14 protein-coding genes are annotated in these 14,548 nt (G+C 42.0%); 2 read left to right on the top strand and 12 right to left on the bottom strand.

Annotation, left to right across the window (positions count from 1 at the left end):
* Positions 1–71: 71 nt before the first annotated feature.
* The 6 genes from E4K67_RS01065 to E4K67_RS01040 form a co-directional block, all read right to left on the bottom strand.
* Positions 72–1,418, bottom strand: a complete 1,347-nt coding sequence (locus E4K67_RS01065) for a PTS transporter subunit EIIC (RefSeq protein WP_135544569.1) — start codon at positions 1,416–1,418, stop codon at positions 72–74.
* A 59-nt stretch (positions 1,419–1,477) separates the two neighbouring features.
* Entirely contained in the window at positions 1,478–2,203 is a 726-nt protein-coding gene (locus E4K67_RS01060) for a GntR family transcriptional regulator (protein ID WP_135544568.1), read from the bottom strand.
* A 285-nt stretch (positions 2,204–2,488) separates the two neighbouring features.
* A complete protein-coding gene (locus E4K67_RS01055; RefSeq protein WP_135544567.1) occupies positions 2,489–2,953 on the bottom strand; it encodes an ankyrin repeat domain-containing protein in 465 nt (154 codons plus the stop codon).
* 141 nt (positions 2,954–3,094) lie between these two features.
* Positions 3,095–3,442: a DUF2691 family protein gene (locus tag E4K67_RS01050; RefSeq protein WP_158408364.1), complete on the bottom strand. Its 348-nt coding sequence runs from the start codon at positions 3,440–3,442 to the stop codon at positions 3,095–3,097.
* A gap of 304 nt (positions 3,443–3,746) precedes the next feature.
* Entirely contained in the window at positions 3,747–3,926 is a 180-nt protein-coding gene (locus E4K67_RS01045) for an AbiH family protein (protein ID WP_243454292.1), read from the bottom strand.
* On the bottom strand, positions 3,923–4,111 hold the full coding sequence (locus E4K67_RS01040; RefSeq protein ID WP_135544565.1) for a cytochrome C: 189 nt from the start codon (positions 4,109–4,111) through the stop codon (positions 3,923–3,925). Before E4K67_RS01040 ends, E4K67_RS01045 begins: the two co-directional genes overlap by 4 nt.
* 234 nt (positions 4,112–4,345) lie before the next feature.
* Between E4K67_RS01040 and E4K67_RS01035 the strand changes: the two genes are divergently transcribed.
* Positions 4,346–4,729: a hypothetical protein gene (locus E4K67_RS01035; RefSeq protein ID WP_135544564.1), complete on the top strand. Its 384-nt coding sequence runs from the start codon at positions 4,346–4,348 to the stop codon at positions 4,727–4,729.
* An 88-nt stretch (positions 4,730–4,817) separates the two neighbouring features.
* Positions 4,818–5,378 (top strand): DUF4352 domain-containing protein, encoded by a 561-nt coding sequence (locus E4K67_RS01030; protein ID WP_135544563.1) that lies wholly within the window; start codon positions 4,818–4,820, stop codon positions 5,376–5,378.
* A gap of 562 nt (positions 5,379–5,940) precedes the next feature.
* Here the strand turns inward: E4K67_RS01030 and E4K67_RS01020 are convergent.
* From E4K67_RS01020 to E4K67_RS30020, 6 genes are all read right to left on the bottom strand, one after another.
* Complete coding sequence (locus E4K67_RS01020; RefSeq protein ID WP_158408363.1) at positions 5,941–6,216, bottom strand: hypothetical protein; 276 nt, start codon at positions 6,214–6,216, stop codon at positions 5,941–5,943.
* Between the two features lie 676 nt (positions 6,217–6,892).
* Positions 6,893–8,614 carry a phosphoenolpyruvate--protein phosphotransferase gene (gene ptsP, locus E4K67_RS01015; protein WP_135544560.1) on the bottom strand — a complete coding sequence of 574 codons (1,722 nt, stop codon included), beginning with the start codon at positions 8,612–8,614 and terminating at the stop codon, positions 6,893–6,895.
* A 19-nt stretch (positions 8,615–8,633) separates the two neighbouring features.
* Positions 8,634–8,882 (bottom strand): HPr family phosphocarrier protein, encoded by a 249-nt coding sequence (locus tag E4K67_RS01010; RefSeq protein WP_135544559.1) that lies wholly within the window; start codon positions 8,880–8,882, stop codon positions 8,634–8,636.
* Positions 8,883–8,932: 50 nt separating this feature from the next.
* Entirely contained in the window at positions 8,933–10,918 is a 1,986-nt protein-coding gene (gene ptsG / locus E4K67_RS01005; protein ID WP_135544558.1) for a glucose-specific PTS transporter subunit IIBC, read from the bottom strand.
* 133 nt (positions 10,919–11,051) lie between these two features.
* Positions 11,052–11,945 carry an HPr(Ser) kinase/phosphatase gene (gene hprK / locus E4K67_RS01000; protein ID WP_135544557.1) on the bottom strand — a complete coding sequence of 298 codons (894 nt, stop codon included), beginning with the start codon at positions 11,943–11,945 and terminating at the stop codon, positions 11,052–11,054.
* 211 nt (positions 11,946–12,156) lie between these two features.
* A complete protein-coding gene (locus E4K67_RS30020) occupies positions 12,157–14,421 on the bottom strand; it encodes a YcdB/YcdC domain-containing protein (RefSeq protein ID WP_199242426.1) in 2,265 nt (754 codons plus the stop codon).
* Between the last annotated feature and the right edge of the window lie 127 nt (positions 14,422–14,548).

Here is a 14,548-nt window from a genome sequence, read left to right as displayed (position 1 = left end):
CCCTCTAGAAACAGGGGAGACTGCTACCTCTCTCCACTAACATTCCATAAATAACAATTTGTTTCTATCTGCTAAGCATTCTCTATAGGATCTATAGGATCATCAAAGCCGACAATCCAAGTTACCACAAAGCCTGCGACGTAAGCCACAACCAGACCGAGCAAGTAGAAAAGAACACTCCCGTTCTTGATTAAGAACGTCAATGGTAAACCGGAAACACCCATGGCGATGGAAGCAACGTGAAACGAAGCTTGTACTGCTCCACCAATCGCGGCACCGATACAGGCAGTGATAAACGGCCGGCCTAAGGGCAAGGTAACACCGTAAATTAAGGGTTCCCCGATTCCCAAGAGCCCAACCGGCAAAGCTCCTTTGATGATATTCTTAAGCTTCTTGCTCTTAGTCTTAAAGTAAATCGCAAACGCAGCTCCTACTTGACCGGCACCGCCCATGGCTAAGATGGGAAGTAGTGGGTTTTCTTTTGTAGTATTCAAAAATTCCATATGGATGGGAGTTAAGCCTTGGTGCAAGCCAGTCATCACTAAGGGCAGGAAAGTTCCAGCCAGGACCAGGCCAGCAAGTGCCCCACCGTATCCAAGCATGGTTTTGAAGAAATATACAGTTCCGTCCGAAAGAAAACCACCGACTGGTTGTAGAATGAAGTAAGTGGCAAAGCCCGTGATTAGCAGGGTTAAGGTAGGGGTCACGATGATATCAATCGAGTTTGGAATTACCTTCCGCAATTGTTTCTCCACCGTACTCATAAACCACGCTACAATTAACACACCGATAATGCCACCACGGCCAGGTAGCAAAGCGGCACCACCAATTGTAATATTAGCAATGGCCGGGTTAATCAACAGAACGCCTGCCAATCCGCCCATAGCTGGAGTACCACCAAATTCTTTCGCGGCATTAATACCGACGAAGATAGCAAGGTAGACAAAAATTCCGCTCCCTAGTGTCGTTAAGATCGTGACTATAAGTCCTTTAGGGTCCACGCCCATGCGAACAGCGACATTGGTTATACCTGAAATCATGCCGGAGGCCACAATGGCGGGAATAAGCGGGATAAATATGCTGGATAATTTACGCAGGAATAATTTAAACGGCGTACGATTTTTATCATCAATCGAGGCCTTTAAATCTTGTACTTCACCCATTTGAATTCCGGTTAATTTTGTAACCTCCGCGGCCACCTTATTAACCAAACCAGGACCTAAAACTACCTGGAACTGCCCGGATGATTCCACTAGACCGAGGACCCCATCGATTCCCTTTAATTCATCTTTATCCACTTGGGCCTTATCCACAGCTGTCAAACGGAGACGCGTCATGCAAAAGCTTACAGCTGCGATGTTCTCCTGACCACCAAAGACTTTAAGGATTTGTTCGGCTAACTCTCTTTCCTTTGTCAATGTCTTCTCCTCCTCTTACATTCAGGGTTTTACTGATATCTTTTCCTACATCTTCTAACTTATGACCTCAGGTCAATAGCAAATTTGTAGCGATCACCCCGATAAACTGATTTCACAAATTCAACGACCTGCCCCCCAGACGCATAGGTCGTTCGCTCGATCAAAAGGACAGAAGCCTTGTTTTTGATATTCAGTTTAGTGGCCTCCGTACCCTTCGCCTGGGACGCTTCCAAAGTCTGGGTAGCGTGTGATATTTCGATGCCTCTCTCCCGCATTACCTCATACAGCGAACCTGATGCCACCTTTTCCTCAGTAAAATTCGGCAAATAACAGATAGGAACATAAGCGGTCTCAATTGCCATTGGTTCATCGTCAGCTAGCCTTAGACGTTTGATCTCATACACACTGTCTCCGTCCTCGATACCAAGTTGCCTGGCGACACGACCTTTTGCCGGACAAGTGATCATGTGAATGAGCCTGGTTCCCGGCTGCATATTTCGCCGCTTCATGTCCTCTGTAAAGCTAGTTAGCATTTGAAGCCCCTGTTCAATCTTCGGTTGGGAAACATAAGTGCCTTTACCTCTCTCCCGCCGCAACAAACCTTCATTCACCAGCTCAGAGATTGCTTGCCGAACGGTCATCCGACTAATACCATATTCCTCACAATATTCCCGTTCAGACGGTAGACACATGCCCACAGGATATTCTCCCGACGAGATCCCTTCTTGAATCAAGGTCTTTAATTGAAAGTAAATAGGAACCGCACTAGTCTTATCAATCTTCATTCTCTCACCTCCCTATTTCGAATTTTCATACACTTAATATAACATATAGTTGTCGAGTTGTCTAGACCAGTACGCCGAAACCATTTAAAGTGTAAACTACTAATGCAATACTCTAAAAGTACCTCTTGTTCCTCAATGGTGCAATCAATGGCCAAAAAGTTGTGTAGAACTTGGCTAGGTAATATGTCGATCAATGGAATAGGCATTTTGCAATCCAACCGATTTGTTTTGTATATTGACGTTATTCGGCGGTTGGTTCTTTTATATCTATCGTCATATATTTTGCTATTCAAGGAACTGTGCAACATTATAGTTCCCAATTGTGCTTGCTAGCTGTCGTGGCGACACTCCATGCTTGTTTTTCAAATCTTTGTCCGCTCCTTTTGCAAGGAGTAATTTGATCATTTCACCTTTTTCTCTAGAATTGAAAACAGCATCATTCAAAGGAGTGTTTCCATGAATATCCTGTATATCTACTCTTGCTTGGTTTTGCAAAAGTATCTGAGCAATATCTAACAAATAGTTCTGAGCTGCAAAATGTAAAGCTGACAGCCCTCTGGAATCTTGCAAATTCACATTTGCACCTTTTTGAATTATAATTCTTGCAATCTCCATATCCTTATTTATTACCGCATCCATTAGTGGTGTTCTTCCATGCTTTTCCTGCACACTCACATCAAAACCAGTATTTAGCAATTTTAATAGTTCCCCTTTGTTTCCTTTATTAACAATTGTGAAAATCTCATTCAAGTTATATCACCTATTCAACTTAAATTCGGGAGTATCTAATACTTCTTAGTTGTTGTATAAGAAATAGGGTCTACCGTTATCAATATAACATTGGTTTCTGTTGTACAAATTCTTATTGTTTTATTGAGATTTTCTATATTCCTACCAAGCAATAAAACCTCTCCCTGAAACATCCGCAGCAGTCTTGTATACTACTTTTTCAAAATCATTTCCTATGCAATTATTATATACCTTATCCAGTACCTTTCTGTCTTTACTGTAAAACTCAATAAATATTGAATCCGTACACATAAAAACCATTTCGCAACTACTTTCTAAAAAATCTTCAAATGTCTTTATTTCAGCTCGTTCATTGCCTATAGGATACGCTTTTATATCAGCAAATATCATGTAATAACTATCTCTTGATATACATTTAAAAAACTTTTTTCCACTTAAAACATTGACCCCAAATAAATTTTGTTTTATGTCTCCATTTTCAGGATACAAAAAGTCATCGACAATTATCTAAAAGAACGCCTTTCCGTTATGGCGTTCTTTACACATTTTTAAGTCAAATGTGTAATATAATTATAGGTACTCTTATCTTGAATACCCTATAATATTTCCCATAACGAGCATGAAGTTGGTTTGTGATTATCGTCAAATGTGTTTACATCCTTCTTAATTTCTCGCAAATTGAGTCTCGCTTGATTGTCCTTAAGAAACTTCCCAAATTTAGCATTCCAACTTTTGCTAGGACTGGTCTTAGCGTTGTAATAATTCCCCTGATGAGCTCTGATGACATCCACGGTTAAGACTTCCGTGTTTTTTTCTTTCCCTCATCGCTCATTCCCGGATAAATAACATAGTGCTCCTCAAAAGACTTTAAAAACTCTGGGCGCACCAAATCGAGAAAAGTCCTAAAGTCCCAATATCCTGTTGGAAGGCCATGACCAATATCAAATCCGTTCCCGATAATAAAGAGTTTCATTGATAGCTCTCCTTTGGGCAAACCTTCGGCAACACATCAAGAAAGTGCTTTCCAATAGCTTCTGCGTCATAATTATTTGCCTCACATATAAAACGCAGGCCGTCTAGGGTTAAACCGCGGCCATTATTTCTATCGTGACAAAACTGCTGATAATCAGCCATCTGGTTTTTTGTTAATTGAGCCACTTTTTTGCCCTACCTTTCGTCGAGATAAGCTATTGTCTGGTATTTTCTGTTTATAAGCTCGATAATGATTTCTTTGATGCCATGAACAATTTCAATAATCACCGCATCGCTCAGCCCTTAATGTCGAAGATGCCTTTTTTAATACTAATATTCCCTATTTCGCGCAATTTCGCAAGGTATTTATGAGATAATCAAGTTAACGATATATTAATATTTTGGAGGTTAAATGTTGAAATGAAAAGAAGTACAGCTTTGTTAGTCAGTTGGATTCTCGGTTTAGTATACGCGATATACATACTGCAATACTGCTTCTCGTCCGCTGCAAGTGCTACGACCCAGTCAGCTGCGACGGCTATAGGTGTTGGATTTGGTATCGCACTATTATTACCTCATGTTTTGATTGTTGTTCTTGCGGTATTTTTCAATATTTTAGGATGGGCTATAAACTTAAGATGGGCTGCTTTAACAGGAGGAATTCTTTATTGTGTTTCAGCACTGGCAATGATTATATATACTCCATTTGTGTTATTGCAAATTATTTTAAGTTTTATTGGCTTCGTAAAACTAAAGAATATCAATGAAAATAATGTTCAGGTTGTCAATACTGTTAACCACTAGCTATCTATAAGAACAAATTTTAAGTAAATACAAATATTTATTTTGTTACACTGTTTGCTATAATTTAGAAATATGAGGAGCGTGGATTATGAGAAAGTTAATAGTCGGGCTATTGATAATGGTAATGATTCTTGTAGTAGGTTGTGGTAGTCAAAGCAGTTCAAGTAATGTGAAGCAAAGTGATAGTCCACAAGTACAGGAAAAAAAGAATGATGAAAGTAAAAATGTTTCAGCTAAGAATTTAGCAATCGGCGAAAAGTTTAAATTAAAAGACTGGGATGTGACTCTAGAGTCATTTGAATTTAATAAAACTGTTACAAACAAAAGAGAAAGCATGTCTTCATCTACCGAAGATGGAAATAAATATTTAATACTTAGACTTAATGTAACTAACAACGGAACAAAAGCAGATGGCTTCATTAAAACAATAGATGGTGTATCTATTAAGGTTGTTTATAATGATAAATATGAATACAAAAATACTAAGACTTTATTTGATGGAGATTTAGCTAATGATTGGATACAACCATTGGCTAGTAACAAAGGGTTTACAGTTATTAAGGTTCCTGATAAAGTAGCTGATGATTCAGCGGGAATAAATGTGATTTTCCAGTTAAATGATCAAACTGCTCAAGTAAAAATACGATAGAAAATAAGCACCCCGAACGGGGTGCTTATTGATTCCCTCAAAGATGATAAGGAAAGAATCTGATTTTACTATGACGAAAGGCCCATCAACAAAACCATTCGATATAGTAGCCTTGTTGAATTTAGAATGCGGATGCAATATTGAACTTTTTTATCTGCTCAACTACCTGACACCAGATTTCCGAACCATAGTAGACCTCCGTAAGAATAATGCCAAATGTCTTAAACAATCTTTAAGAAATTTACGAAATATGTATGGGGCTGCAGCTGTATGAACGGGAACTAATTGCTATTGACAGCTCTAAATTCCAGGCGGTTAACTGACGAAAGAAAACGTATAACGAAGTAATTTTATAGAAAAAGCTAGTAATAATCGAAGAAACCATAAGCAATAATCTGGCTGGAGAACCCTTCAGTTGTTGATTATCCTTCAGTAAATCACTAAATCAATGCCCTCACCAAGCTTAGAGGGTCCCTCCGGCGAAATAGTCCCCGGCTTGGAACAATCCAAAACCGGTGACTATTCTTTTGTAAAGTTATTCTTTAATTAGCAGACCGGGACCTCATTCTACTTTGAAGCTCTTAGTCTGCAATAGCAGATCCTTATCATCGTAGGCAGTGATACTAACTGTATTTGACCCCTCTGGGCTGTCTAGATCAACATTCGTGTAGGTTATCTCTACAACAAACCTTGCATTCTCATAACTAAGTTCTTCTCTCCACTGTTGATAGTTATCCCACCAGTCCCCCAAACCTGAAAAGAAACCTGTACTATTACCCATTGGATAAGGATTCCCCCCCACCCATAACGGTAAACTTTGTCCTATTAGTTGCTCCATCAGCTTTACTCGTCCCCTGAGTATCGTAGTAAGTAAGACCAGAATTAACTATATGATTGATATCACTAACTAGTTTTGATATTTGCGATGATGGCGAAGGTCGTTGAACCGTAGTGTTATCTGAGCTCTGGTTATTTCCAAATAGCATACTACTTATTGTATTAACAACGCTTGATAAAAACCCACTATTACCTGCAGTACTATTATTGGAAGAACTTCCATTTCCCGAGGAACTACTACTAGAATTGCTTTTACCTTTATTACTCTTACTAGCTGACCCTATAGCTCGCACGACACTCTTCCCTACTGAAATAATAGTACTTAACCAAGAATGTCCTGTAGGGTCACTGTACATTATCGGTTCATTATGGCAGTACGTATACAAAATTTTTTATTGACTAGAGTACCAGTTAGCTGCCCAGGGTCCACAGTAGCTGTTTTACCACTTAATAAATCTGTTGCAGTTGCGTTTCCATAAGTAATCCTAGCCTTGACATTCTTATACACCTGCTTTTACGTTTTCTTTCTACATATATTTCCCCATTATTTCCTTCTTCAAATGGCAAAAAACAGTCTAAAACTTGCATTTTAGACTGTTTTTCTTAGCCGTGTTTTCACACAGCCCATTTTCGCGTTCCTTTCAAATTCTCTACTTAATCTTAGTAAAAAATTACTTTTAACACTGCATTTCTTGCTTCACAAAGTTCTCAATCTCAAGAGGGTTATCCATCTCCAAAACAGCCTCAGCAATTGAGCGTGCTTTTTTCATCGTCAGTTGACGAACTAAGGCGCGTGCCAGTAAAACCGAGCTGGCACTCATGCTGAATTCGTCCAGACCCAGACCGAGCAAAATTGGGAGTGCGGTTAAATCTCCCGCCATCTCCCCACACATAGCCACCCGTTTTCCTTCCTTATGCGCTGATTCAATTACGCTCCTAATCAACCTCAGTACGGCTAGATTAAAGGGCTGATACAGATAAGAAACCGTTTCATTCATACGATCGGCAGCCATGGTGTACTGAATCAAGTCATTGGTTCCAATGCTAAAGAAATCGACTTCCCGAGCGAAACGGTCAGCCATTACCGCCACTGCCGGGATTTCCACCATAATCCCGACTTCCATGCCCTTGTTAAATGGAATTGCTTCGGCAAGAAGTTCTTGCTTCACTGTTTCCAACACTTTATTGGCTTTCCTGAGTTCTTCCAGTGTAGCAATCATCGGGTACATCAACTTAATATTCCCATAGGCACTGGCACGCAAAATCGCTCTAAGCTGAGTACGGAAGATGTCTGTCCGGTCGAGGCAGAGTCGGATTGCTCGGTAGCCCAGAAAAGGATTCATTTCTTTAGGCATATCAAGATAAGGAAGCTCTTTGTCTCCACCAATATCTAGGGAACGAATGACCACAGGATGTTCCCTGCCAAACATCTCGGTCACTGATTTATACGCCTCAAACTGCTCTTCTTCCGAGGGAAGTGCTTCTCTGCCCATATACAAAAACTCAGTTCGGTACAGCCCGATCCCTTCGGCACCATTTTCAACAGCGGCCAATCCATCCTTAGGATTCCCAATGTTCGCTATAAGTTCAACCTGAATTCCGTCTGGGGTCATCGAAGGTAGCTGAACTAATTTCTTAAGTTCTTCCCGCTGTGCTTCATAACTAAGCTGCTTTTCCTTGTAGAGTTGGATCAAATCCTCTGTAGGGTTGACAATTATTTTCCCCTCACTTCCGTCTACAATGACGAACTCTCCAGACTTAATCTTCTCCATAATATCCTGCACACCCACAACAGCAGGAATCTCCATTGAACGGGCCATGATTGCCGAGTGGGACGTTCTCCCTCCGATATTGGTTACAATGCCGACTACCTTGTCCCTATCTAACTGGGCTGTATCCGAAGGGGTTAAATCATAGGCTACTAAAATCACCTTTTCTGTGATCTCAGACAAAGACTGGGTACTTATTCCCAGTAGATGCCGCAGCAACCGGCTGGAAACGTCCCGCAAATCGGCTGCCCGTTCCCGAATATAATCATTATCCATGCTGGCAAAAAGTTCGAGGAACTGATCCGTTACCGCTTGTACTGCCCATTCCACATTCCGTGCCTCTGAACGGATCATGTCCTTGATTGCTCCACTATATTCGGGATCTTGGAGCACCAAGATATGCGCTGTAAAAATCTCCGCTTCTTCAGACCCGATCGTTTGGCGGGCTCTTTCCTTGATCTCCTCAAGGTCCTGGGCAGCTTTCCTCAGTGCTTCTTCAAAGCGCAGTATTTCCGAGTCCAGGTTTTCTTTAGTAACCTCGGATTTTAAGACTTGAATTTGTCGATCCTGTAATAGAAAGGCTGGCCCCAAGGCATAGCCTGAAGCTGCGCTGATTCCAGTGTACTCCATCTCTACCCCTCCTTTTATGTTAGATTTCCAAAAGTTCGCCAATCGCTTGCATAGCTTCAGCTTCCTTTTCCCCTTGAGTTATGACAACGATTTCTTCCTTCGCTTCGATCCCTAAAGCGAGTATACTCATGATACTTTTAGCGTTCACTTTTTTATCCCCTTTAACCAAAGAAATATCACAAGGAAATGAATTGGCCTTTTGCACGAGCAGCGCGGCCGGCCTAGCGTGTAATCCCGAAGGACTATTAATAATAAATGTTTTTTTCATTGTTCAGCATCCTCTCCAAACTAATATTATACTTGACTGGGATCTAATTACTAGGTTCCCGGTTGAACGACACAAACTAAAGTTTTCCCCGCTTCAGCTAGACCTTTTTTGATTTCCAAAGTTCGGCCTTCTAAATTTGTAAACACAATCGGAGTAATAGAAGACTTGGCATTAGCCTCAATATAGGGTAAGTCCACCTTTAATAACGGAGTTCCTACGCTAACCAAGTCCCCTTCCGTCACCAACATTTCAAAGCCTTGGCCCTTCAGATTCACCGTATCTAGCCCGACATGAATGAGTATTTCCAGACCCTCTTCGCTCACTAAACCTAACGCATGTTTCGTCGGGAATGTATTATGGACTTTCCCTTTCACTGGAGATAACACCAGACCGTCAGAAGGCTTAATTCCAAATCCGTCGCCCATCATCTTCTCTGCAAAAACAGGATCAGGCACTTCGGCAAGGTCGATAATTTCTCCAGCAAGGGGTGCATAGATTGATATGGCTTTGTCCATTGTGGGCTTCGGAGGGACAGGTTCTGGTTTTTGTGGATTAGGTAGAAGCGAAGTTCCTGATATTTTTGCATCTTCCTTATCTCCCGTCCCCCCTGTACGGATTATTTCTTTCATTTCTTCCTTTAAGGAATCTGATTGGGTGCCGAAAATGGCTTGGAAATTTTCCCCCACCTCCAAGACCCCAGAAGCTCCTAAATTTTTGAGTTCTGCGATATTTACCAGCCCTGGATCTTTAACCGTAATCCGCAGACGAGTAATACAGGCATCAAGGGCAGTTAAGTTATCCTTCCCTCCAAACGCCTTAAGGATATTTGCTGCCTTACTCCCGGCAGAAACAGACTGGGCGTTCGTTTGGATTTCCTCCAGTTCTGAGTCTGATTCGCGACCAGGCGTCTTGAGATCCCATTTGCGAATCGCAAACCTGAAGATGAAGTAATATAGTACCCCCAGTAACAAGCCAAAGGGGACAACCATCCACCCATTGGTTGACAGCCCATAGTTTAAAACATAGTCAATTCCCCCACCCGAAAAAGTATAGCCATGTTTAACCTGAAGCAGATCCATAACGGTGAAGGAAAAGCCTGCTAATAAGGCATGCACTAGAAATAAGGGAGGAGCGAGAAACAAGAAGACGAACTCGATCGGTTCTGTAATTCCTGTCAACATGGAGGTTAACGCAGCTGAAATCAGCAACCCAGATATTGCTTTACGCCGATCAGCCCGGGCTTCATGAATCATAGCTAACGCTGCTGCTGGTAGTCCAAAGATCATGTACGGGAACAGCCCCACCATAAAGCGTCCTGCGGTTTTGTCTCCAGCGAAATAACGCGCCATCTCTCCATGAACCACCTGTCCAGTTGTGGGGTCCATAAAGCTTCCCATGGTAAAGTAAAACGGGGTTTGGAAGATGTGATGAAGTCCAAAGGGTATCAACAGGCGCTGGATAAATCCGAAAAAGAACGGACCAGACGCTGCATTCATAACCCAATTACTTGCAGCGTCAATCCCCTGTTGAATAGGCGGCCAAACATAGGCAAACACCACTCCCAGGATTACGGCGGCTACGGCAGTAATAATAGGCACAAAGCGTTTTCCTGCAAAGAATCCCAGCACAGGGTGTAGCTTTATGTTATAAAACCTTTTGTACAAAAGGGCGGCCACCAAACCAATAATAATCCCGCCAAACACACCCATATCGATAAAATGAGTCGCGCCTTGATACGGAAGAGCCGACTGAAAAGATTCTCCCATGTTGTCTAGGGTCTTAGTCAAGATGAGATAACCAATGACCGCAGCTAACCCCGCAACCCCTTCCCCTCCGGCCAATCCTATCGCTACCCCTACAGCAAAGACCAGAGGCAGATTTTCAAAGATGACTCCGCCCGCCGACTTAATCACCGGCATATTAAGCAAATCTGGGCTTCCGAAGCGGAGCAACAAGCCTGCGGCAGGTAGAACGGCAACCGGGGTCATTAAGGCTCGACCAATTTGCTGAAGCACTTGAAATGATTTTTTAAACATAAACCAAACTCCCTTTATCCAATTCTAAGATTCTCACTTCTATTAGTAGGAGAAGTGTTCCCTTTGGGATAGGCGTCTTTCGTCACCGAAGTCCCAATGTTCAACATTAATTGAAAAGGCCTACTTGTCCCCTCTAAGCGAGGCCTAAAACCTTGAGTGAGCGTATCTTTTCGTGCCTCAACCTGTTCTGCATCACAGCAACTTCAATAATAGATGCAATCGTGCGCCCCGGACGTACTGGAACGATAATCTTAGGAAGATAAATTCCTAAGATTTCCTCCGTTGCAGGAGGGTCAATCCCTAGACGATCATATTCCTTCCCTTCCTGCCATTCCTCAAGGTGCACAATCAGGTGGATATCTTTCTCATCCCGGACCGCACCTGCCCCAAACAAGGTGGTGACATCGAGAATTCCTAAACCGCGGACCTCCAGTAAATGCTTGATTCGCTCAGGAGCCTTCCCCCTTATGTGTTCTTCATCGACGCGACGTACTTCTACTGCATCATCCGCCACCAACAAATGACCGTTTTTAATCAATTCTAGGGCAACCTCACTTTTACCGATTCCACTGTCACCGGTAATTAAAACACCCACCCCATAGACATCCACCAATCCGCCGTGCAAAAGTGTGCTAGGTGCCAGGTGATTTGCGAGATAGCGAATAAGTAAGTAAAACAATCGGGTCGTTGAGCGTTCAGTGGTTAACAGAGGAATCCGCCTCTCACTGGCCAACTCGATCAATTCCCCTGGCACAGGTAATCCACGAGTCACAATAATACAGGGAACTTCTTTATCCATAACATTAGAGATATTGACACGCCGCGCGGACTCTTCCATTTGTTTAATCAGACCCAACTCGGTTCTCCCGTAGATCTGAATTCGCTTCGGGGTTAAATACGTTAAATAGCCAACTAATTCTGCACTTGGGCGTTTGATACTGTAATCTTCGATTTTCTTGGCTAACCCTTCATGTCCGGCTAGAATCTCAAAGCTGAATTCTTCCACCAATTCACGAACCGTGAGCATGCTTATAAATACCTCATCTTCCTCAGATCTTTAGACCTTTAGGCTTAGTTTTTACTGTTATGTCTAAAGAAATGTATATCTTTTAGTATATACCCTCCACTGCAATCTTCCGGAATATTCGGAATATTTACACATAAACATAAAAAAAGTAGGTAATTTAGCTAAATAGCCAAATTACCTACTTATCTTGTATCAATCCTCTGAAAGACAATTATTTCATATTAGAACTTTGCGGTTCCAATGCATAGGCATGGACCAGAGCATAGGCAGCTTCTGCTCTTGTAACACTTTGGTTGGGCTGTACAACATTCCCATCGATTTTCAGAATGCCCAATCCCCAGCTAAGCGCAATATAACCCAATGAATCAGGTTCAATCGTTGCTGCATCTGTAAATGGCAGAACATAAATTCCTTTAACTCGCGCCGATGGATCCATATCTATGAGGCGAATCATGATTTTTGACAGATCCATTCTACTCAATTCAGACTCTAGTTTCAAATCATCCTTGATCCAATCACGCTCTTTGGCAATTTTTAAAACATCCTCATCGCTCAAAACGCGATCTCGGTTATTACCTTCCGCCGTAAGCATCGCCCGCAAAAGCGATCCAGCGGTTATTTTTTCATCTGGACGGAAGGTCTCTCCGTATTCTCCAAAAGCTCCCGTCAGACCCATTATACCTATTTCCTTTTCCGCATAATTCCCTTGAATATCCGTATACTTATGGGATTTAGACCACTGGGACTGCGATTTGCCATACCAATCCATAGCGTCACCAGTTTTAGCATCAAGTATTGAAGGAATGTACATGTTATAGTCTATATTCGGTTGATAAACTAAGCGAGCTTCCTGCTCCCCATTCTGTTTGAAAATCGAGGTGTAGTTCAACGCCAATGGACGCATTTTCAAGAACTGTTCAGTTGCTTTGCTCAGAGGAAGTACATCAGTGGAACTTGGAAACTCTGAGTTAGTCCAGTTCATATTGTAATTGTTTACCTGTTTAGCAACCGTATCAACGGTTATGTTCATTCCGTTCCGTGAAACTGGAATACCGTTGACAACTCTAACATAGCTAAAGCTCTGGGTATTGAGAGGCATTTTACCTCTATAGAAGTCTTCTGAGTCCATCTTAACGAGCTTAAAACGCTCAGGCTGTATTTGTTCGAGAAAGTTATCTGCTATTTTTTGGGCCTCTTTACGAGTAACGGGCTTAGACTTGTCATCTGAGTTTGCCTCATTGGACATATAAAAACTGATTAGATCCCCAGTCTTAGCATTCACTTGAGCACTAACGAAACGGTTTTCTCCCATACTAGGAGACTGACTACTCCAATTTAAATCCCATAATTGTTCACTAGGGTTCTGCCAGTCTGTATTCAGGCCGGAATTTTGGAGAGTGAGTCCCTTAGGAATTTTAACCGCTTTCTTGACAATCTCAGCCGCTTCTGCCTGGCTGATTTGTTGGGAACTCTCCGTAGTGTCCTGACTAGCTGAAGCTTCTATAGCTGGAGAAGCGGCCTCCGTCGCTGTTGCTGTTACTCTTGTTGCTGTTGTTGCTGTTGTTGCTGTTGTTGCTGTTGTTGCTGTTGTTGCCGCCCACAATGTTGTAGATACAAACGAAGTCCCTGAGACACCACCAACTGAGCTAATGGATGTGTTAATTCCTACAGTATTAGGAATCACAGGCTCCCCATTTAGCGCATCGATCGCTCCTCCGTAGTATTTATCTTTCAACTGATACACGAGAAGCACACGTTGCGGTTCCCCCGTTTGAGGATTCGTGATTTGAGGAATAAAGTACTGCAATTCGAGCATCGGAGTATCTGTAAACACCTGAAGCGCCTTTTCCGGAGTGATAACCTTTGACGCCTCTGGAAACACAAGATCTGGTGTCCAATTATTGTTATAGTTATTAATTAACCCATTGTCTCCACTAACACTCACATTCACTCCGTTTCCAGGAAACGGAATACCGTTTACCATACGGATCCAGCGGAAATTGTAGGAAAAAGGTTGAGAGTTATTTAATGAGAAAGTCTCTTGGTTATCTTTTACAAGTTGCATTTCCGCTTGATGTTTACTTGCTAATTTCGAGACTAAATCAGTGGCTATTTTCTCCGCATCGCCTATGGATAGAACAGGTAGCTTAAAAGACGGCTTCAACGATTCCTGCCATTGATTAATGTTGATAATTTCTCCGGTCTTTACGTCGACCATTGCATGGAAACTTCCACCTGGTGCTTCGGGTGAATGCCAGTTTAGGGAATAAGTAGCCTGGTTGTTATACTCATTGTATCCCGTAGACATTCGTGAATATTTCTCTGGGATACTGAAATTATCCTTAACTATCTGCACAGCCTGCTCGACCGTAATGCCCGCTTTCTCACTTCCAAGGGAATTTACCGGATAAACTGCTAATTGTAAAAAGAGCATAAAAATCACCATAAAGTTTAAAGGTCGAATCCTTCTTAACAAATTTTCATCAATCCTTTCTTACCTTGCATTAGTGAAACGTTCTTTCCCCCTTTACCAATCACATTAAATAAGAATATTCCCGTTATTTGAATTATAGAATTATATATTCCACGCTTTCCAATATTCT

It is taken from the genome of Desulfosporosinus fructosivorans, assembly GCF_004766045.1.
Taxonomy (GTDB): domain Bacteria; phylum Bacillota; class Desulfitobacteriia; order Desulfitobacteriales; family Desulfitobacteriaceae; genus Desulfosporosinus; species Desulfosporosinus fructosivorans.
Note: the sequence above shows the minus strand (reverse complement) of the source record. Positions and strands in the feature narration are given on the sequence as shown.

Excerpts from the sequence above, each read along its gene's own strand:
- E4K67_RS01060 (WP_135544568.1), bottom strand. The coding sequence starts at position 2,203 with ATGAAGATTGATAAGACTAGTGCGGTTCCTATTTACTTTCAATTAAAG.
- E4K67_RS01045 (WP_243454292.1), bottom strand. The coding sequence starts at position 3,926 with ATGAAACTCTTTATTATCGGGAACGGATTTGATATTGGTCATGGCCTT.
- E4K67_RS01035 (WP_135544564.1), top strand. The coding sequence starts at position 4,346 with ATGAAAAGAAGTACAGCTTTGTTAGTCAGTTGGATTCTCGGTTTAGTA.
- E4K67_RS01030 (WP_135544563.1), top strand. The coding sequence starts at position 4,818 with ATGAGAAAGTTAATAGTCGGGCTATTGATAATGGTAATGATTCTTGTA.
- E4K67_RS01020 (WP_158408363.1), bottom strand. The coding sequence starts at position 6,216 with ATGGAGCAACTAATAGGACAAAGTTTACCGTTATGGGTGGGGGGGAAT.
- ptsP (WP_135544560.1), bottom strand. The coding sequence starts at position 8,614 with ATGGAGTACACTGGAATCAGCGCAGCTTCAGGCTATGCCTTGGGGCCA.
- E4K67_RS01010 (WP_135544559.1), bottom strand. The coding sequence starts at position 8,882 with ATGAAAAAAACATTTATTATTAATAGTCCTTCGGGATTACACGCTAGG.
- ptsG (WP_135544558.1), bottom strand. The coding sequence starts at position 10,918 with ATGTTTAAAAAATCATTTCAAGTGCTTCAGCAAATTGGTCGAGCCTTA.
- hprK (WP_135544557.1), bottom strand. The coding sequence starts at position 11,945 with ATGCTCACGGTTCGTGAATTGGTGGAAGAATTCAGCTTTGAGATTCTA.